19 protein-coding genes, 1 pseudogene and 1 other annotated feature (1 of these 21 only partly in view) are annotated in these 21,025 nt (G+C 28.3%); of the genes and pseudogenes, 17 read left to right on the top strand and 3 right to left on the bottom strand.

From position 1 onward, the window contains the following. Window position 1 precedes the first annotated feature (1 nt). The 7 genes from cls (at window position 2) to EMELA_RS04070 (ending at window position 7,035) form a co-directional block, all read left to right on the top strand. Window positions 2-1,552, top strand: a complete 1,551-nt coding sequence (gene cls / locus EMELA_RS04100; protein WP_028124548.1) for a cardiolipin synthase — start codon at window positions 2-4, stop codon at window positions 1,550-1,552. An 8-nt stretch (window positions 1,553-1,560) separates the two neighbouring features. Next, a complete protein-coding gene (locus EMELA_RS04095) occupies window positions 1,561-2,112 on the top strand; it encodes a hypothetical protein (protein WP_028124549.1) in 552 nt (183 codons plus the stop codon). Window positions 2,113-2,215: 103 nt separating this feature from the next. Beyond that, a complete protein-coding gene (gene rpsL, locus EMELA_RS04090; protein WP_028124550.1) occupies window positions 2,216-2,629 on the top strand; it encodes a 30S ribosomal protein S12 in 414 nt (137 codons plus the stop codon). Window positions 2,630-2,712: 83 nt separating this feature from the next. Then, window positions 2,713-3,180, top strand: coding sequence for a 30S ribosomal protein S7 (gene rpsG / locus EMELA_RS04085; protein WP_028124551.1), 468 nt, complete (start codon window positions 2,713-2,715; stop codon window positions 3,178-3,180). 37 nt (window positions 3,181-3,217) lie between these two features. After that, entirely contained in the window at window positions 3,218-5,287 is a 2,070-nt protein-coding gene (gene fusA / locus EMELA_RS04080; RefSeq protein WP_028124552.1) for an elongation factor G, read from the top strand. 138 nt (window positions 5,288-5,425) lie between these two features. Continuing rightward, window positions 5,426-6,610, top strand: coding sequence for an elongation factor Tu (gene tuf, locus EMELA_RS04075; RefSeq protein ID WP_028124553.1), 1,185 nt, complete (start codon window positions 5,426-5,428; stop codon window positions 6,608-6,610). A 74-nt stretch (window positions 6,611-6,684) separates the two neighbouring features. Next, window positions 6,685-7,035: a hypothetical protein gene (locus EMELA_RS04070; protein ID WP_028124554.1), complete on the top strand. Its 351-nt coding sequence runs from the start codon at window positions 6,685-6,687 to the stop codon at window positions 7,033-7,035. Window positions 7,036-7,119: 84 nt separating this feature from the next. On the opposite strand, the pseudogene glpK reads toward EMELA_RS04070, so the two are convergent. The 3 genes and pseudogenes from glpK to EMELA_RS04055 all read right to left on the bottom strand — a co-directional run. Beyond that, window positions 7,120-8,514 (bottom strand): annotated as a pseudogene (glpK, locus tag EMELA_RS05410) (glycerol kinase GlpK); the annotation flags it as partial. Between the two features lie 48 nt (window positions 8,515-8,562). Beyond that, a complete protein-coding gene (locus EMELA_RS05025) occupies window positions 8,563-8,736 on the bottom strand; it encodes a hypothetical protein (protein WP_156932143.1) in 174 nt (57 codons plus the stop codon). A 302-nt stretch (window positions 8,737-9,038) separates the two neighbouring features. Beyond that, on the bottom strand, window positions 9,039-9,890 hold the full coding sequence (locus EMELA_RS04055) for a Cof-type HAD-IIB family hydrolase (RefSeq protein WP_028124556.1): 852 nt from the start codon (window positions 9,888-9,890) through the stop codon (window positions 9,039-9,041). Between the two features lie 121 nt (window positions 9,891-10,011). Here EMELA_RS04055 and alaS point away from each other — a divergent pair, with 121 nt between their 5' ends. The 10 genes from alaS (at window position 10,012) to EMELA_RS04010 (ending at window position 20,895) form a co-directional block, all read left to right on the top strand. Further along, window positions 10,012-12,690, top strand: a complete 2,679-nt coding sequence (alaS, locus tag EMELA_RS04050) for an alanine--tRNA ligase (protein WP_028124557.1) — start codon at window positions 10,012-10,014, stop codon at window positions 12,688-12,690. Window positions 12,691-12,761: 71 nt separating this feature from the next. Continuing rightward, window positions 12,762-13,046, top strand: coding sequence for a hypothetical protein (locus tag EMELA_RS04045; protein ID WP_028124558.1), 285 nt, complete (start codon window positions 12,762-12,764; stop codon window positions 13,044-13,046). 71 nt (window positions 13,047-13,117) lie between these two features. After that, the gene (locus EMELA_RS04040; RefSeq protein WP_028124559.1) at window positions 13,118-14,050 is read left to right on the top strand and encodes a hypothetical protein; all 933 of its coding nucleotides are present in this window, start codon (window positions 13,118-13,120) and stop codon (window positions 14,048-14,050) included. A 141-nt stretch (window positions 14,051-14,191) separates the two neighbouring features. After that, the gene (gene rplK, locus EMELA_RS04035) at window positions 14,192-14,620 is read left to right on the top strand and encodes a 50S ribosomal protein L11 (RefSeq protein ID WP_028124560.1); all 429 of its coding nucleotides are present in this window, start codon (window positions 14,192-14,194) and stop codon (window positions 14,618-14,620) included. Then, on the top strand, window positions 14,620-15,303 hold the full coding sequence (gene rplA / locus EMELA_RS04030; RefSeq protein ID WP_028124561.1) for a 50S ribosomal protein L1: 684 nt from the start codon (window positions 14,620-14,622) through the stop codon (window positions 15,301-15,303). The genes rplK and rplA overlap by 1 nt, the downstream gene beginning before the upstream one ends. Before the next feature lie 60 nt (window positions 15,304-15,363). Continuing rightward, a complete protein-coding gene (locus EMELA_RS05020) occupies window positions 15,364-15,618 on the top strand; it encodes a GNAT family N-acetyltransferase (protein WP_084485317.1) in 255 nt (84 codons plus the stop codon). A 15-nt stretch (window positions 15,619-15,633) separates the two neighbouring features. Further along, window positions 15,634-15,807 (top strand): GNAT family N-acetyltransferase, encoded by a 174-nt coding sequence (locus EMELA_RS05405; RefSeq protein ID WP_169733561.1) that lies wholly within the window; start codon window positions 15,634-15,636, stop codon window positions 15,805-15,807. 84 nt (window positions 15,808-15,891) lie between these two features. Next, complete coding sequence (locus EMELA_RS04020) at window positions 15,892-16,899, top strand: alpha/beta hydrolase (RefSeq protein ID WP_051584626.1); 1,008 nt, start codon at window positions 15,892-15,894, stop codon at window positions 16,897-16,899. Next, the gene (locus EMELA_RS04015; RefSeq protein ID WP_028124562.1) at window positions 16,889-18,277 is read left to right on the top strand and encodes an amino acid permease; all 1,389 of its coding nucleotides are present in this window, start codon (window positions 16,889-16,891) and stop codon (window positions 18,275-18,277) included. The genes EMELA_RS04020 and EMELA_RS04015 overlap by 11 nt, the downstream gene beginning before the upstream one ends. Window positions 18,278-18,411: 134 nt before the next feature. Continuing rightward, a complete protein-coding gene (locus EMELA_RS04010) occupies window positions 18,412-20,895 on the top strand; it encodes a hypothetical protein (RefSeq protein ID WP_169733562.1) in 2,484 nt (827 codons plus the stop codon). A 37-nt stretch (window positions 20,896-20,932) separates the two neighbouring features. After that, window positions 20,933-21,025: a sequence feature (ribosomal protein L10 leader region), on the top strand (it continues 72 nt past the right edge of the window).

The following is a 21,025-nucleotide window of genomic DNA, read 5'->3' as shown; positions in this document are numbered from 1 at the left end:
TATGAAAAAACCCTTTATTGCAACTGCCTCTTTAATAGCGATTTATAGTATTGGTGCAATTTTATATGTAGCAATTAACCTTTCACTAAATAATTTTATTTCTAACCCATTACCTTTCATCTTTTTTATTTCAATAACTCACTTAGCTTCAATTGTCTGAGCAATAATAGTGCTTTGTAATAAAAAAAGAAGAATTGAAACAAGAATAAGATGAGCACTTTTTATATCACTTATTCCATTCTTCGGAATTGTTGCTTATGCCTTTTTAGTAAGAGTTTATAAATATAAAAGAAACGCAAATTATCTTTATAATAAAGACACAGTAAGTGTATTACAAAATAAAACTCAATTTAATTTAAAATTAATTGAAAAAGAAAACCCTGAATTTAAAAGATCATTTATGATGACTTATGAAAAACAAAGAGAAAGTATTTATTCTAATACAGATATTCAATATTTAGAATCAGCAAATACTTATTTTATGAATTTATTAAATGATATTAATAATGCAAAAGATTATATTTTAATTAATTGTTATATTATTGCTGATGGTGAATTTTTAGAAAAGCTAACAGAACTTTTAATCAGAAAAATGGAAGAAGGCATAAGAGTTTATATTATTTATGACTTTTTAGGATGTTATGGAAGATTTAGAAAAAATAAAAAAAGATTAATTTCTGAAGGTGCAAACTTATTAGCTTATTCACCAATTTATTTTCCTTTCGTTAAATGAAATGCAAATTATCGAGATCATAGAAAAGATATATCAATAGATGGAAAAATTGGCTATATTGGTGGAATTAATCTTGCTGATGAATATATTAGTAAAAGCTGTGACTTTGGTTTATGAAATGATGCAGCAATAAGACTTGTTGGAGAAGCAGTTCAAGAAATTGAATTAATCTTTAAAAAAGACTGAAACTTCTATATTGGTAAAAAACATAAAAAAATTGAAAAACTTGAACCTACAGTTGGTGTTGAAACAGGAAACAGAGTTGTATCAAGTGATTTTATTCAAATTGTTTCTGATGGACCTAATCACCAAAGTCCTATATGTTTAGAATTGCTATTGAATTTAATTCACTCAGCGCAAAATAGAATTTGACTTAAATCACCATACTTTATACCACCACCAGAAATTATAAATGCATTATGTAACGCTGCTTCAACAGGACTTGATGTTAGAATTCTGTTACCAGGAAAATCAGATAAGTTTTTATTATTAGAAGTTTCAAAACATTGAACTAAAAAAATGTTTGAACATGGCGTAAAAATTTATTCTATGCACAATACCTTTATTCATGAAAAATCTTATGTCTTTGATAACGCAATATCATTTACAGGTAGTTCTAATTTAGATTATCGAGCATTGTTCTCTGATCAACAAACTATGGCATTAATTAAATCTCAAAAAACAAATTATGAAATCTCTAAAAAAATGATTTCTGACATGAAATATTCATTAGAGTATAAGTTTGTACCAAATAAAGATTTACCATGAGCAAAAAGAATGGTTGTTAAAGCTTATAACGTGATGGCACCGTTATTATAAGGAGAAATATGAATTTAGAAAAATTAATGTATATTCAAATAAACAAAAATTTTCAAGCATTTAAAACTTTAGATTCATATGCTTTTAATCAAGAAGTTAGTCATTTTTGTTTAAATAATCTAAGAATTGAAAATATTGCTCAGTTAGATCAACTTATTTTATTAATCAATAAATGTCAAAATTATAATTTAATAGCTTTATCAAATACTTTAGATAAGCTATTATTAGAAAATACATTTTTTAAAAAAATACTTTCAGTTTATTACAAAAATCAAAATCAATTAACTCAAGAAATTGTTGAAAATATTCAGAAGTTATTTATTGTAATTTATCGTGAGAATAAAGATTATATTTTAACTACTGAAAATGAGTTTACAAGTTTTTTAAAACAAGCAAACGAACTAGATATTTCATCATTAAGTAATGTAGAAAAACAAACTTTATTATTAGATTTATTGCGTTATGCAGTTACATTTAAAGAAGTAAAAGAACTTGTAAATTATTTGAATAAACAAAAAGTAATTATTGAATCATTAATCGAAATATTAAAAATCATTTAAAATTTATACACTCGTTGATATTAGTTTGAACTTTTTATCAATAACATGTATAATTTATTTATGTGAGTTCAATACACACGGAATTGTGAAAGGAGGAAATACAATGCCAACAATCAATCAATTAGTTAAAACAAACCGTAAAGCTAAAACTTGAAAAACAAAAGCTCCTGCTTTAAATAGAGGGGTAAACTCATTGAAAAAGAAAGTAACTAAAGCATCAGCACCTCAAAAAAGAGGAGTATGTACTCGTGTTGCTACAATGACACCTAAAAAACCCAACTCTGCGTTACGTAAATACGCTCGTGTTAGATTAACAAACGGAATGGAAGTTAATGCATACATCCCAGGAGAAGGACACAACTTACAAGAACACTCAGTTGTTTTAATTCGTGGGGGTCGTGTAAAAGACTTACCAGGGGTACGTTACCATATTATTCGTGGAACATTAGATACTCAAGCAGTTAACAATCGTAAACAATCTCGTTCATTATACGGGGCAAAAAGACCTAAAAAATAGTTCATTAAATATTTTTAGAAAAACCGTGAAATGAACCACAAATAAGTATCACAAAAATATATAACAAGGAAGGAGTCAAAACTATGCGTAAGAATAGAGCAGAAAAAAGAGATGTTTTAGCAGATCCAATTTATAACTCAAAATTAGTTACTCGTGCAATCAACAAAATTATGTTAGATGGTAAGAGAGGAACAGCTCAAACAATTATTTATGATGCATTTGACATTATCAAAGAAAAAACTGGTGAAGAACCAATTGAAGTATTTAACAAAGCAATAGAAAACATAAAACCACACTTAGAATTAAAAGTTCGTCGTATTGGGGGAGCAAACTACCAAGTTCCTGTTGAAATTTCTGATGAAAGACAAATTACTTTAGCTTTACGTTGATTAATTAACTATGCAAGATTAAGAAATGAAAAAGTTATGACTGTTAAGTTAGCAAATGAAATTATTGATGCATCAAACAACATGGGTGGATCAGTTAAAAAACGTGAAGATACACACAAAATGGCAGAAGCAAATAAAGCATTCGCACATTACCGTTGATAAGATCAACAATTATTTATTTTAGATAGGAGGCAAATTTATGCCAAGAGAATTTAGTTTAGAAAATACTCGTAACCTTGGAATTATGGCTCACATTGATGCAGGTAAAACTACAACAACTGAACGTATTTTATTCCATACAGGTAAAATTCATAAAATTGGTGAAACTCATGAAGGAGCTTCACAAATGGACTGAATGGCACAAGAACAAGAACGTGGTATTACAATTACTTCAGCTGCAACTACTGCATTCTGAAAAAATAACCGTTTTAACATAATCGATACTCCAGGTCACGTGGACTTCACTGTTGAAGTTGAACGTTCATTACGTGTACTTGATGGTGCTGTTGCAGTTCTTGATGGACAATCAGGAGTTGAACCTCAAACTGAAACTGTTTGAAGACAAGCAACTACATATAGAGTTCCTCGTATTGTTTTTGTTAACAAAATGGATAAAACTGGTGCAGACTTTGTGTACTCAGTTAAATCAATCGGGGACCGTTTAGGAGCAAAAGCTGCTCCAATTCAATTACCAATCGGTGCTGAAGATAACTTCACAGGACTAATTGATTTAGTTGAAATGAAAGCCTACGAATTTGATGGAAAAGCTGAAGAAATTGCTAAAGAAATTGAAATTCCTGCAGATTTAAAAGATCAAGCAGAAACTTTAAGAAGTGAATTAATTGAAGCTGCTATTGAATATGATGAAAAATTAATGATGAAATTCTTAGATGGTGAAGAAATCACTATTTCTGAATTAAAACAAGCAATCCGTAAAGGGGTTATTGGTGCAGAATTCTTTCCAGTATTAGCTGGATCAGCTTTCAAAAACAAAGGTGTTAAATTATTATTAGATGCAGTTGTTGATTACTTACCATCACCATTAGATGTTCCTTCAATTAAAGGGATTTTACCAAACGGTGAAGAAGCAGAAAGACATGCAGATGATAAAGAACCATTCTCAGCTTTAGCTTTCAAAGTTATGAGTGACCCATTTGTTGGTAAATTAACTTTCTTTAGAGTTTACTCAGGTATCCTTACAAAAGGAAGTTATGTATTAAACTCAACAAAAGGTGAAAAAGAACGTGTAGGACGTATTTTACAAATGCACGCAAACAACCGTAACGAAATCGAAGAAGTTTATGCTGGAGATATCGCAGCTGCTGTTGGATTAAAAAATACAACAACAGGTGATACTTTAGTAGATGAAAAACATGAAATCATTTTAGAATCAATGGTTTTTCCAGAACCAGTTATTCAATTAGCTTTAGAACCAAAAACAAAAGCTGACCAAGAAAAAATGGGATTAGCATTATCAAAATTAGCAGAAGAAGATCCAACTTTCAGAACATATACTGATGAAGAAACTGGACAAACAATTATTGCTGGTATGGGTGAATTACACTTAGATATTATTGTTGACCGTATGAAACGTGAATTCAAAGTTGAAACAAACGTTGGAGCACCTCAAGTGTCATACCGTGAAACAATTAAATTACCTGCAAAAGCTGAAGGTAAATATGTTAAACAATCAGGAGGGCGTGGATCATATGGTCACGTTGTTATTGAATTCGAACCTAACGCAGACAAAGGATTTGAATGAGTTGACAAAATTACTGGAGGACGTGTTTCTAAAGAATACATCAACGCTTCACGTGTTGGATTAGAAAACGCATTACAAAACGGAGTAGTTGCTGGATACCCAATGATCGATGTTAAAGCAACAATTGTTGATGGATCAATGCACGACGTTGACTCAAACGAAATGGCTTATAAAATTGCAGCATCATTTGCTTTAAAAGAAGCATGTAAAAAAATGAACCCAGTTATTTTAGAACCAATCATGAACGTTGAAGTAACTGTTCCAGATGAATACTATGGAGATGTAATGGGTAACATTTCATCAAAACGTGGATTAATTGAAGGATCAGAACAAAGAGGAAACGCACAAACAATTAAATCAAAAGTTCCTCTAACAGAAATGTTTGGATATGCAACAGAATTAAGATCGTTCACACAAGGACGTGGAAACTATACAATGATTTTCAGTCATTATGCTGAAGCACCTAGATCTATTGCAGAAGAAATTATCAAAAAATCAGGTAAGTAATTACATTATAATTGAACTTATCTAACTAAAAAGTTAAAATATTCTTAATTAAAAGAATAAAACGCCCCTACGGGGGCGGTAAAGATACTAGAAAGTAAATCTAATATCGCTATATTTATATAAAGGAGAAATACAAAAATGGCAAAAGAAGCTTTTGATCGTAGTTTACCTCACGTTAACATTGGTACTATTGGACACGTTGACCACGGTAAAACTACATTAACTGCTGCTATTACTAAAGTTTTAGCAGATAAAGGTGGAGCAGAATTTAAAGATTACGCAAATATCGATAACGCTCCAGAAGAAAGAGAACGTGGAATTACAATTAATACTTCACACGTTGAATATAAAACAGATAAAAGACACTACGCACACGTAGACTGTCCAGGACACGCCGATTATGTTAAAAACATGATTACTGGTGCTGCTCAAATGGATGGAGCTATCTTAGTTGTTGCTGCAACTGATGGACCAATGCCTCAGACACGTGAACACATCTTATTATCAAGACAAGTTGGAGTTCCAAAAATTGTTGTTTTCTTAAACAAATGTGACATGGTTGATGACGAAGAAATGATCGACTTAGTTGAAATGGAAGTTAGAGATTTATTATCTACTTACGACTTCGATGGAGACGGAGCACCAGTTATTCGTGGATCAGCTTTAGGAGCATTAAACGGAGACGCAAAATGAGTTTCAGCTATTGAAGAATTAATGAACGCAGTTGATGAATACATTCCAACTCCAACTCGTGATTCAGATAAAACATTCTTAATGCCTGTTGAAGATGTTTTCACAATTACAGGACGTGGAACTGTTGCTACAGGACGTGTTGAACGTGGAACAATTAAAGTTAACGAAGAAGTTGAAATCGTTGGATTAGTTGAAGCAGCACACAAATGTGTTGTTACTGGATTAGAAATGTTCAGAAAATTATTAGACTTTGCTGAAGCTGGAGACAACGTAGGAGCATTATTACGTGGTGTTGACAGAGATGGTATTGAACGTGGACAAGTTTTAGCTAAACCTGGAACTATTAAACCTCATACTAAATTACAAGCTTCAGTTTATGCATTAACTACTGAAGAAGGTGGACGTCATAAACCATTCTTTAACAAATACCGTCCTCAATTCTACTTCCGTACAACTGATGTTACTGGAGAAGTAACTTTACCAGCTGGTACAGACATGGTTATGCCTGGAGATAACGTTGAAATGACAATTGAATTAATTAAACCAATTGCTGTTGAAGATGGAACAAAATTCTCAATCCGTGAAGGTGGAAGAACTATTGGTGCCGGAACTGTTATCTCAGTTCAATAATCTTTATTAATTGAAAAATAGAAAATTACCTTTTTGGTATTTTTTTTGTTATCATTGACTTATTTTAGGAAAGGATGAAAATATGGAAACAAAAAACATTATATATAATTGGTATTATTTTAAATATAATAGGGATGTCATTTTTAGCACTATTTGCATTAATTTATCGATCAGTTGCGATAGTAGCAGCAAAAGAAACTAAAAATGCAGCATTAGTTAGAGTACTAGTGTTAGTATTCTGTTTAATTTCACTTGCTTGAATATTACCAATAACATTAATGGCGCGTAAAGCTTATAAACAAGTTGGTACTAAAGAAGAACAAGCACACATGGTTTTAGCAATTTGTACATTATTATTTGTTGGATTAATATCTTGTGTATTTATTTATTGTTGCAACAGTTTTTTTTGTAAATGCAAAAGATAAAAAAATAACCCCCGTTCAACAACCAATCACAACTGCATAAAAAAGAAAAATAAACTTAAATCAAGCTTATTTTTTTTATTCAATTTATTTTACTCATCCAAATGTTCTTTGAACAGCACTATTTCATCCTCTTATTAGTTTGTCTGCATCTTCTTTACTAATTTGACTTCTTAATTCAAAATAACTTTGTAATTTCCCTTAATTTCTTCAACTGTTTTTCAATATTCAATTGCTAGTCCACCTAAATAAGCTGCTACCATTGCTGTAGTTTCAAAGTTTGTAGGTTTAATTACTTTTGATCTACTAATATCAGTTTTGAACTGTATCATAAATTTATTATTACTTGCACCACCATCAACTTTGATTTCTGATAATGCAGCTTTAATATCTTTTTGCATAGCACTTACAACATCATTTGCTTGATATGCAATCGCTTCTAAAGTTGCTCTAACAATATGTACTCTTTTTGTACCTCTATCTAATCCAAAAATTGCACCACATGAATATGAATCTCAATAAGGTGAACCTAACCCTGTGAAATAAGGAACAACATAAACTCTTTGATCATCATTTGCTTGACCAGCATATCACTCAGTCTCAATTGCATTGTAAACAATTCTTAGATTATCTGTTAATCATTTAAAAGCAGCTCCAGCAACCATTACAGAATCTTCTAATGCATATGTTATCTTATCTACAATGCTGACTCCAATTATTGTTAATAATACATGTGTAGACATATTTTTTTAGTTCCAGTATTCATTAGAATAAAACAACCAGTAACATAAGTAATTTTTGTTTAACCTGGATTTAAACACAATTGTTCAAATAAAGCAGATTGCTGATCTCCAATTGATGAGCAGATTTTAAATTGTGTTTCATCATTTTTTGAAAGTAACCCTTTAAAAGTTTTACCATAAACTTCAGAACAAGATTTTATTGAAGGTAACATGTTTCTTGGAACATAAAATAATTTAAGTAATTCATCATCTCAATCACTTGTATGAATATTGTAGAAAAAAGTTCTTTGTACATTTGTGTGATCTGTGACAAAGATTTCCCACCAGTTAAACGATAGATTAACCATGTATTAATTATTCCAAACATTAATTTGTTTTGCTTGGCTAAATCTCTTACACCTTTTACATTATTTAAGATTCATTTAACCTTTGATCCTGTAAAGTAGAGTAGGGATTCATTATTAAACGAGTTTTATCTCTAATTAAGTTCAAATCTTTTCGACTAATTTTTTCACAATAATCTGCAGTTCTTTAATCTTGTTAGACAATTGCATTATAAATTGGTAAACCAGATTCTTTATTTCAAACAACAACAGTTTCTTTTTGATTAGTTATCCCCAATCTTTCAAATTGAATAAGTTTAATTCCTGATTTATTTAAAACTTGTATAAGCGTTGTTATTTCTAGAATTTCAGATTTCTATTGCATCATGTTCTACTCACCCTTTACGTGGGAAGTGTTATGCACTCAAAAAATTCTATTAAAACAATGATCACTCAGAGGTCACTTAAATGACAATGTCTCAAGCAGCTGAACCAGGAACAAATAGCCCAATATTTAGTGGAAAAATTCTAACTCTTGATGTTGGAACTAGAAAATTAACAGAAGCATCATATAGAATGCCATTATCAGATAGTTTTGTAACATGAGGAATGATACATACGTTTATGTGTTTAACCAAACGGCATTCCAATTGAAATTTGATGTTTCAAATAATATTAAAATCACTGATTATAACCAAGACTTTAAAGATAATGTTACAGTTTATTATCATCAAAAAGATAATGACTTTTTAGCAAGAATTGAAATGTAATTTGCTATTGGTCAGACATGATATTATGAAAATGGACATTACTACATACAAATTTTAGGAGAACAATTCATTAATGCGGAAAATTCATTTTCAAATGCATTTATCCATACATCATATGGAACTTATGTAATTCTTGTTTAAAATATAACTACATCAGAATTAAAAATAGATTATTTTAATATTTTATTTAATGTATCACCAAGACCACCATCTTCATTTGATAGATCAGTGATTTTTCAAGCAACTTCTTTTAGTTTTGGATTCCCACTAGTTAGTGCAACACCATAACCAACTGTTTTTAACATTTCAAAATCATTCATTTGATCACCAAAAGCAATTACGTCTTTAATGTTTTTGTTATAGTATTGAGCAACCATTTCAGCAGCAAATCCTTTATTTACAAATTTATTTGTAATAATGATGATTGGTTTTTCTCCGATGTTTTCAACTCCATAAATAAGATTTGACTTTACAGAAACAGCATTACCAAATTCTTCATTTAATGTATCAACAACATTATAAAAGTCTAAGTTTGTGTTTAACTTAACTACAATATTGCTACATGGACCATTTCAATCAGTTAAAATGTTTCCTTCTGCTGGTTTTTCAGCATTAGCGTCAACAACAAAGAAATTATCAGCTCCATTTTGAATCATATTTGATTGGTAGTATTCAACAATGATGTTTTCTATTCTATTTTTCAGAATTTTGTGAGATAAAATACCATTCATAACTTCTTTACTGATTGGTAAAACAAGTCTTTTGAAATTTTTATGAACAGGATCAGAAATGTGACCACCATCCAATGTTACAAGTAATGTGTCTAATTCTAATTCATTATAAATATGTAATGTGTCTTTTAAAGAGCGCCCTGTACAAATACATACAATATGCCCATCTTTAACTGCATCTTGTAATGCATTTTTGGTAATTGGATTGATTGATAAATGATCATCTTTAAGAGTTGTTCCATCTAAATCTATTAATATTAATCTTTTTTGATTTTTGTCTTTTAATTGCATATTTTTACTTTCCCTTCCAGAATAAGTAGTCATATATATATTTTATCAAAAATTAAGCAAAAATCTTTTCTCTTTAATTTTCTTAAAGGTTATAATTAAAACTAAAGGACTGATATTCAAAATGAAAAAATTAACCACAAATGAAATTAGAAAAATGTGACTAGATTTTTTTGAAAAAAAAGATCACCATTTTTTAGAAACTGTTAGCTTAATTCCTGTTGATGATCCATCACTATTATGAATTAATTCAGGAGTTGCTACACTTAAACCATATTTTGATGGAAGAAAAAGACCTCCATCACCAAGATTAACCAATTCACAAAAAGCAATTAGAACAAATGACATTGAAAACGTTGGAGTAACTGCAAGACACCATACAATGTTTGAAATGTTAGGAAACTTTTCAATTGGAGACTATTTTAAAAAAGAAGCAATTGCATTTGCATGAGAATTACTTACAAGTGATAAATGATTTGCAATTCCATCTGAAAAACTTTACATAACTGTTTTTGATAAAGACGTTGATGCATATGAATATTGAATAAATGATATTGGAATTAAACCAGATCATATTTTTAGATTATTAAGAGACACAAACTTTTGAGATGTAGGACAAGGACCATGTGGACCAAATACTGAAATCTTTTTTGACCGTGGTGAAAAATGAGATAAAGAAAATAATGGACCAAGATTATTAGCTGAAGATATTGAAAATGATCGTTATATTGAAATTTGAAACATTGTATTTTCACAATTTAACAATGATGGATTTGATAACTATTCAGAATTACCAAGAAAAAATATAGATACTGGTGCTGGTTTAGAAAGAATTGCATCAATTTTTCAAGATACACCAACTAACTTTGAAACTGATATATTTTGACCAACTATTGAACAAATTGAAAAAATATGTGATTCAAAATATAAATACTCAATGGGTAATTATTTTAATGAAGATAAAACTCAAACAAAAATTAATACTGCATTTAAAGTAATTGCAGATCATATAAGAGCAACAAGTTTTGCCATTGCTGATGGTGTATTCCCTGGTAATAAAGATAGAGGATATATTATTCGTCGTTTAATTCGTCGTGCGTTAATGAAAGGGATGGAATTAGGAATTAATGGTCCATTCTTAAGTACATTAGTAATTAAAGTTATTGATGCAATGAAAGACTTTTATCCATATTTAATTGAAAAACAAAACTTAATTGAAATAACAATTCTAAATGAAGAAGTAAAATTCTTAAAAACTTTATCAAAAGGATATGAAGCATTAAATAAGATGATTCAAACTGATAAAAAAGTTACAGGTAAAAATGCGTTATTATTATTTGAATCATACGGATTTCCAATTGAACAAACAATTGAAATCGCTGAAGATAGAAATGTTAAAGTTGATATTGAAGAATTTAATAAATTATTTGAACAGGCTAAAGAACAAGCGCGTAATGCAAGAAAAGATTTAAAAGCTTGAGATAAACAAAATGAAATTTTTACAAAAATTAATGTTGAATCAGAATTTACTGGTTGAGAAAAAACACAACATGAACAAGCTAAAATTGTTTACATTTTTACTGATGAAGAAATTTTAACTGAAGCTGCAGATACTGAAGTTTATGTAATCTTAGATAAAACTCCATTCTACGCTGAAAAAGGTGGACAAGCCGCGGATACTGGTTATTTAGTAAATAATGCAATGAGAGCTGATGTAATTGATACACAACAAGGACCAAATCATCAACATATTCATAAGATTCAATTAGATGGGTCAATTAAAATTGGTGATACAGTAGATGCTTTTGTTAATGAACACAAAAGAACATATACAATGAAAAATCACTCAGGAACTCACTTGATTCACTCTGCACTAAGAGTAGTATTAGGTGAAACAGTAATGCAATCAGGATCATATAATGATGAATTTGGATTACGTATGGACTTTACATATAATGAATCAATTAAACCTGAAGAGTTATTAGAAGCTGAAGAATTAGTTGTTAAAAAAATTAATGAAAAAATTGCAAGAGAAGTGCACTTTTGTTCAATGCAAGATGCAATTAACAAATATCATGCATTAGCGTTCTTTACAGAAAAATATGATGATATTGTAAGAGTTGTTAAGTTTAGTGATTTCTCAAGTGAACTTTGTGGGGGAACACACGTTGATAACACAATTGATATTGAAGATTTTACGATTACTGGTTTAGAATCAAAAGGTAGTGGAGTTTATAGAATTAAATGTGTAACTTCAAAACAAGCAATTAATGAATATTTAAATACAGAAATTAACAAGCTTTTAAAACAAATTAAAGATATTAATCATAAATATGAAAGTACAAAAACTTTTGCAAGTGATGAAAAAATTGAAGAGTTGATTAAACAATCAAATAATAAAGATATTTCAAAAGCTACAATTTTAGAATTAAAAGCAATTTTAGATAATTTAACAGCATCAATGAAAAATCATGAAAGAAAAGTTGAAGAATTATTAACTACTCAAAAACTAGAAAAATTTAAATCATTTGAACCAAAACCAAATGCTGAAGGTGTTTTAGTGATTGAAGAAAAAGTAGATGGTTTAAATATTAAAGATATGAAAACTTTAGTTGATGATTATAAAAATAAATTTGATGAAGTGATTATTACATTAACTTCAGAGAATGCAGAAGGAAACTTTGTTGTTGTTGGTGTTAGTGAAAATTTACAAGCAAAATATTCAGCAATAGAAATTTTTAAAGTATTACCTATATTACCAAAAGGTGGAGGAAATGCAAGTTTAGCTCAAGGTAAGTTCTAAGTACCCTTAAATTTATATTTTCAATCTAATGTTGTATAATTTTATTTGAAATAGAGAAAGGAAATAATAAAATGAACATTATTAAAAGAGCATTATCAACTATCATTAACGGTTTCTTAAATGGGTTTACTGTTGGAATTTTACCATTAGTATTATGAATTTTAGGTTTACCTCTAGTAGGACAAATGATTTTCAAAACTCCTCAAGCTGATGGTAAAGGTGCTGCGTTACTTTACGGATTAATCTATGTATTATTATGTATCTCATTTGTAGGTATCATATTTATTATCGTATGATGTTTAATGGGTAAAAAACCTTTAGCATTACAAATCACAAACTGATTATTAAAAAAATAATTTATTAAAAAGAGATTTGCTTAGCAAATCTTTTTTTTGTTAAAATTACAAAGTAAAAAAGGAGAAGTCAAATGTTTTATTTATTTACAAAAAGCATCTTAATAGAAATTGGTATTAGTAATAATAATAATTATTATATTGGTGATGCAAGTTATGATTCAATTCCTGCATCTATTATTGCTAATTCATATTCATCAGCAAATTGAAATAGAGCTCTCAAATATAAAATTAGTAAAGTGCCAAAAGACAAGATTGATCATAAGTACTTTATGCTTGATGTTAATATTTATTGAAATTTGAAAGCAAACAAAATCGAATTAATAAGTGATATCTTTTTCTTTAATGAAATTATTAATGCTCAACATTTTACTACAACCTTTTTAGACTTAATGTTTACTCACTATTTCAAACATACATTAACATTTTCAGAAGTTAAAAATATTGACACTAAATTTATTGAAACATTTAAACCAGAGATTTGTAAAAATAATTTAAGAATTGAAAATGTTAATAACTTCTTAGTATTGAATGAAAACTTTGATTATGAAAATAAAAAATTTAAATCTATTTCAACATTAAAGGGAAATGAATTTGATTGAAAAGCTAATAAGTTAAATCAAATAATTTATACTTTTCCTAAAAACAAATTTAATAAAATACCTTTAATGGAAGTAACTGATTTTATTGATTTAAATAAGAGCGAATTTTATATAAATTCAATTAGTGAAATTAATACAAAACTGATTTTAGAATTAACCGTTTTCAATCACAAATGCAATGCTGATATTTTAAAAATAATGATTGAAATTATTAATAAATCAAACGATAAATTGAAAAATTGACATTTATATAATTTAACTAATGACAGTACGTATTTAATAAATGAGCTATCTGAAATTAAAAAACTTGATGTTGAAAAAGATGTTTATTTAAAGCATGTTTATTCAGAATTAAGAAGAAATTATGACAAAGATATAGCTAATATCATGAAAATAGATAATTAACTGTTATTTGTTATTGAATCAAACTTTAAAAAAGGTATAATTAAAAGTGACTGATTTTTATTGTGGGAGAAGTTCTAATACTTCATATGGACCACAGCGAGTAAAAGCAGCCGACTAAAAGAAATTAGGAGGAATAAGCCCGTGGCTAAAAGAATTACACGTATTGCCAAATTAGAGTTTATGGCGATGCAAGCTAAACCTGGAGCAGAATTAGCTTCATTAGGTATTAACATGCCTGAATTTACAAAACAATTTAACGATGCTACTAAAGATCGTTCAGGAGACGTTGTTCCTGTAGTTATTACAGCTTATGATGACAAATCATTTGACTTTATACTAAAAACAACACCAGCAGCTATTTTATTAAAAAAAGCAGCAGGAATCGAAAAAGGTGCAAGTAATGCAAAAACTCAAACAGTTGCTACTATTTCAGCTGATAAAGTTAGAGAAATTGCTGAGTACAAATTAATTGATTTAAATGCAAATGATGTTGAAGCAGCAATGAAAATTATTGCAGGTACAGCAAAAAACATGGGAATCAAAATAACTGGTATGGAGGAAACTAAATAATGGCTAAAATTTCAAAAAGAATGAAAAGCGTTAAAGGTTTAGTAGACAAACAAAGAGTTTACGCACTTGACGAAGCAATTAAATTAGCAAAAGAAACTTCAACAACTAAATTTGATTCAACAGTTGAATTATCATTCAACTTAAATATTGACCCAAGAAAAGCAGATCAACAAATTCGTGGAGCATTAGTATTACCAGCTGGAACAGGTAAAACTCAAAAAGTTTTAGTTTTAACAAATACAAAAGTTAAAGAAGCTCAAGATGCAGGTGCTGACTTTGTTGGTGGAGAAGAATTAATTGCAAAAATTCAAAAAGAAAACTGATTTGAATTTGATGTAATTGTTGCTACACCAGAAATGATGGCTAAATTAGGAGCAATCGGAAAAGTTTTAGGGCCAAAAGGATTAATGCCTAACCCAAAAACTGGAACAGTTACAATGGACGTTGCTAAAGCAATTGACGAAATTAAAAAAGGTAAAATTGAATACCGTGCAGATAAAGAAGGAAACATCCATACAATTATTGGAAAAGCTTCATTTACTGCCGAACAATTAAAAGAAAACTTTACTACAATCCTAAATGAAATGAGAAGAGTTAAACCTCAAACTGTTAAAGGTGATTACATCATTAACATTACAATCTCAACAACAATGGGCCCAGGTATTAAAGTAGAAATTAACTAATAAAACAGCGAAAGCTGTTTTTTTGTTATTCTATTTATTAATAAGGGTAAAGGAATCACTATGAAAATAGAATTTAAAAAATTTAATGATTTATCAAATAAAGAAATATGAGAAATATTTAAAAATAGAAGTGAAGTATTTGTAGTAGAACAAGAATGATTAGCATGTGATATTGATGATAAGGATTTAATTGCTACTCATGTAATGATGCGAAATGAACAGGATGATTTGATTGGTTATTTAAGAATTTTTGATATCGATGATAAAACGTTAACTTTTGGTAGAGTTTTAACTACAAAAAAGTTTAGAAGCTAAAAATATGGTATTGAATTGTTAAAAAGCGTAATTGCTTGACTTGATGAAAATAAACTTAAAAAAGATATTCAAATAAGCGCTCAATACAGGCTTCTAGATTTTTATAAGAAATTTGGTTTTACTGAATACTCTGAAGTTTTTGATGATGACGGAATTGATCATATTAAAATGATAATAAGCTCAAAATAAATTTCCAAAAAATAATAGTATTTTAAAAAAAAATATTATTATTTTTTATGTATAATTACTTTAATTATAAAAAAGAGGTGTAGTTTGAAAATAATAAAAAAATATAAATATTCATTAAAAACTATTTTTTTATCAGTAATTCAATTTAATAAAATTCTTAAAATGTCAAAGTCACATTATTTAGATTATAGAAAGTTTTGTTACAACTATTATCGCGATGGTTTTACAAAAGAAGGAATAGAATTTAATTCATTAGATTTATATTATGATGATTTAAAAAATAAGAAATTATCATATATTAAAGATACTTTTACAAATGAAAACATAAAAGAATTAGTATTAAAAAATGAGCATGGAAATATAAGTTGTTTAGTTGCAAGAAATAATAATTCAAATAAGTGAGTAATCGGCCTACATGGTTGAACAGAAAATAAATATTTAGCGTTAAGATTAGTTCATCATTATTGAAAACAAGGCTATAATGTTTTAACTTTTGATGGATTTGCTCATGGTTTAAGCTATGGTGAAAAAACAGATATAGGTTATTCGTCTATTAAAATGATAGATTTAAGTATAAAACACTTAAAATATAATGAAAATGCTGATTCAATTGGTTTAATTGGAAATAGTATGGGGGCCTCAACAAGTATTTTATATTCACAAATTGGTGAACATAAAAATTATATTAATTGGGTGGTTGCTGATTGTGGTTTTAACAGCGTTAAATTACAATACAGATACTATATAGAAAATAACTTATATCATATGCCTTGATGAAAAATAGGTTTCTTGTTTACTTATAAATTTAGTAAAGAAACAAAAACACCACAAAATAAATATAATCTTGAAGTTAATATGAATAAGGCAAAACAGACACCAATATTATTTATTCACGCCAAAGGAGATACTTTTATTCCGTATGAGATGAGTAAATCTATGTTTTTAAAAAAAATAAAATTTGAAAGTGAAAAAATTAGTCAGATTTGAACACCAATTGGATCAGAGCATGTAAACACAATTTCTGATTACAATGAAGAATATGTTCAAAGAACATTAGATTTTGCAAGAAAGAGGGAAAAATATGAAACTTAATAAAAAATATGGCTTTTGAACTGTTTTAGCATCAACTTTAGCTGGAATAGTTGGATCAAGTATAATCATTTCATTCAACATGGTTTTTGGTCTAGCACAAGCCAACCCATTATTAATGATACTAGCATGAATCTTTGGTGCATTAATTGTTTTACCAGATGCTTTTATCATTATTGAGCCATCAATTGGGTATGAGCAAAGTGGTAGTGGATACAGTTGAATTAGAAAGTGTAATTGAAGAATTTTAGCTTTTTGATTTGGTTGAGTTTTAATTCTTTTTGTTTCTGCAACTTCTTTATCTAGTTGCTGTTCAGCAATGAGCTCAATGATTACACAAATATTAGAATTAGATTCAAAAGAAATTGCTGTTGAAACTTTACAAAAAGCTTTAGCTCTATTTATATTATTGTTCCTTGCTGGAATTCAAATAATGGTTAAAAATAGTAGTAAATATACTCAGATATTTTTTTTATTTGTTAAAACATTACCAATTATATTAGTTTTTGTTTTACCAATTATGTATGGTTCAAAAGATGGATTACTTTCAAATTCAGCAATAAATAAAGAATTAGGTCATGCTTATATATCTTCTGCAATGTTAATTCCTGCGATTACATACACAGGATTTGCATATTCTGGACATGAGTTTCCTACATACATAACTGAGGAAATTGAGAATCCAAAAAAAATAGTTCCTTGAGTTATAATAAGTGCTGTATTGATAGTTTTAGTTATTTATGTTTGTTATGGTATTGCTTTGTTATCTTTAGCAACACCAAATGAAGAAGGAATCTGAATTGTTCCAAATGGAACAACTTCATCAATTTTTGCACAACATAAATGAGCAGTACTTACTTTTAATATATTTGCAATTTTCTTATTCATTGGTTCAGTTAACTCATTGTTATTTTTCCAATCACGACTAATTCACAAATTATCTGAAACAGGAAATGTGCATTCAATATTTGGAAAAGTTCATAAAAAAACAAATCAACCTTATATGGCAATTGGATTGCTAGCTTGTGTAGCAATTTTCTATATATTATTTAGTTCTATTTCTGAAATAATATCATCATTTGCATTAGCAACTAGTGCTTTAAAAATTTTATTAAATTCTTCAATTATTAAACTTAGATTAAAAGATCCAACGTATAAAAGAATTTATGGAAATAAAACATTCTGAGTATTAATGATATTAAGTTTAGTAACATGTGTATTAACTTTTGTAGGTTCAGTATACTTAATGGTTATCATACCTCATCAACAAACAGGAGCAAGTACATTCTCAATTCTTTGAAAACCAATTTTAATGGTTGTTATTGCATTCTTAGTTTACTTATTTGGTATTTTTAAATTTAATAATATAAAAATTAAATAACTTATTAGTTATTTTTTTATTTAAATGTTATGTTATATATATGAACTAAGTAAAGTTCATTTAATATAAGGAGACATATGATAGGAATTATCAAAGGTTTTCGAGATGAGTTTACGTCTCGAGTTCTGTCTTCAGTGAAAAGGATTTCTAAATTCATAGGTATTGCTTTAATACCTATTCTGTATGGGGTTACATGTTTAATAGCTTTCTGAAACCCAACAATCAATTTAGGAAAGGCACCTGTTGCTATTTTAAACGAAGACAAAACAGTCTGAGTATATAAAAATAATGATATGGAAAATTTTGACTTTAAAATTGGAGTTTTAACTGATAAAAATTATAAATCAGTAGATTCATCAATTAGTAAGGATCAAGCAATTCAAATTGCGTATGAACAACAAAATCAAACTTTATATACTAATGCTGGTACTATGACAATATCTTCACAAGAAGACATTGCAAATCATATTTTTAAGTTTAATGTCTGAGATGTCATTAAATCAGTTTTAAATCCAAAGACTGATGAAAACATTAAAGATGAAGATTATGTATTTTCATCTCCAGAATTAAAAGAAGATATGGCTTTTTCAAATATTCGATACATTTCATATGAAAGTGAAATTGAAAAACAATGAAAAGGTAAAAAATATTATGTTCAAGCAAAAATTGATGAAGGGTTTGGGGAATACTTAATTAAACAAGTAGGATCAATTTTTAACAAAAACTCTTTACCTCAATCTCAAAAAGCTAACATTAACATCTGAACAACATTTGAAAGAAACTTTATTTTTGGTTACTACTTAAACAGTATGATGGAAATGAAGTCAGCATTAATTGTTAAAGGTATTGAAAAATTCTTAGGTGAAAATATCCCTTCAGCGATATCAAATATAATTTATAAAAACTTTTATAAACAAGTTACATATACACCAACTAAAAATGAAATTGTAAATAGATCTCAAAGATTAGGGTTTATTGACAATTCAAGTATTACAATTGAAGCTGGAAAACAATATGTTGTTAGTGATGCTAAAAATACAAGTACTGATAAACAAATCAGTTCAGCAAATAGAATTTTTGGTGATGTAAGTGCAGAAGTTACTAAAACAAATGATGCAGCTAAAAATACTAATGGAATATTGACAAATACAATTGCTAATATTTTACAAGACCCAAAATTACAAACAATTGCAAAATTATTAAACATTGATTTATCAAGTTCTAAACTAAGTGGATATCTTGCTGTTTTAAATGATAACTCTCACATTATAAATAAATACTTCTATGACATCATGCATGGAATTGATCCATTTACTGATGATCAAGTAATGTGAATTAACATTGATAACATTGATAAGTTAGGATTAGACAAAAAAGTAGAACTAGTAATAAAATTATTAATCACAGGAATAAATAATAGTCCAGTTGATAATTTAAAATTTAGTTTTAAAACTTATTTACCAAAAATAAATTCATTATTAATTGAAAAAACAGGAATTGATTTAAAAGCAATTAAACCATACGAAGTTTTTGCTTCAAACACTAACACTTTAAATAGAAATGCAGTAACAATAGCAGAATTTACAGCTAATATGGACAAGTTTGCACAAGCAAATAACTTTGCAAGTCAATTTGCGTTCTTAAACACAGCAACAAGCAAAATATTAGATCAAATTCAACATAAATTATTTGATAAATTTAAAGTTGTAAATATTGAAATCGCAGGTTTAAAAAATGGAATCTATGGAATTGGAATTGGTGAATTCTTTATTCTAATTGGTTTATTTGTTGGAACATTCATGCAAACATTTATTTATGATAGAGCAAGAAGAACTAAAAAACTTAAAACAGGTAAATGATATACATCTAAAACTTTATTAATGTTAACAACCGGTATCTTACAAGTTAGTGCATTAACAATTGCCTTATCATTTACAGGATGAATCGCAATTGGATCAGCTGCAATGTTTTCAGTGTGGGTTTGGTTATTATTTGTTGATTTAATCTTTGTATTAACAATTCAGGGACTGTGGTTCTTAATTAAAGACGAAACAGTATCAAAAGTTTTAATTATTATTTATTTAGTTATTAACATATCTTCTGGTTGAGGAACATTTCCTTCATTTATGCAATTTGAATTCTTTCACAAAATTAGTTTTGTAGCTGAGTTTACTTATGTTCTACATGGACTTGGTGCAATTGTATATGGAGTCGGAGAACACGGATTTAATACAACTGATACTTTATACATTATGCAACAAGCAGGAATTTTATTAGCATTTGGTGTATTCTTTGTTTTATTAGGATTAATTGGAGCAAGAAACAGAAACCGTGAAATTCGTTTTGGAAGTTTCATGGGAAAACATGTAGTTGATGGAATGAATTCATTAGGAATGGTTAAAGAACTAGGAGATTTCCAATCAGGCAGAAAATTCTTTAAATATAATTGAAATAAAATGAGTGATGATATTTATTTAGAATTAAGTCAAGAAGTTAGAAGGTTGCATCCTTTTGAAGGTCAATTTGAATGGTACAAAAAACGACAAAATGATGGAGTTTACCCACCAAATGAAACTGATATGGACATTATGAAACGCAATGATGATGTTGAAGTTTAAACAGATTTATTGAAATAAATAATCATTATGATATTATTAATAAAGGCTATTAATACCAAAGACAGTAACTGGGACTTTCCCTTAATTTGTTACCGAGGATTACATAAACATTTATTAAATAAATCAAACA

Source organism: Mesoplasma melaleucae (assembly GCF_002804105.1).
GTDB lineage: Bacteria > Bacillota_I > Bacilli_A > Mycoplasmatales > Mycoplasmataceae > Mesoplasma > Mesoplasma melaleucae.
This window is presented reverse-complemented; position numbering and strand designations above follow the sequence as displayed.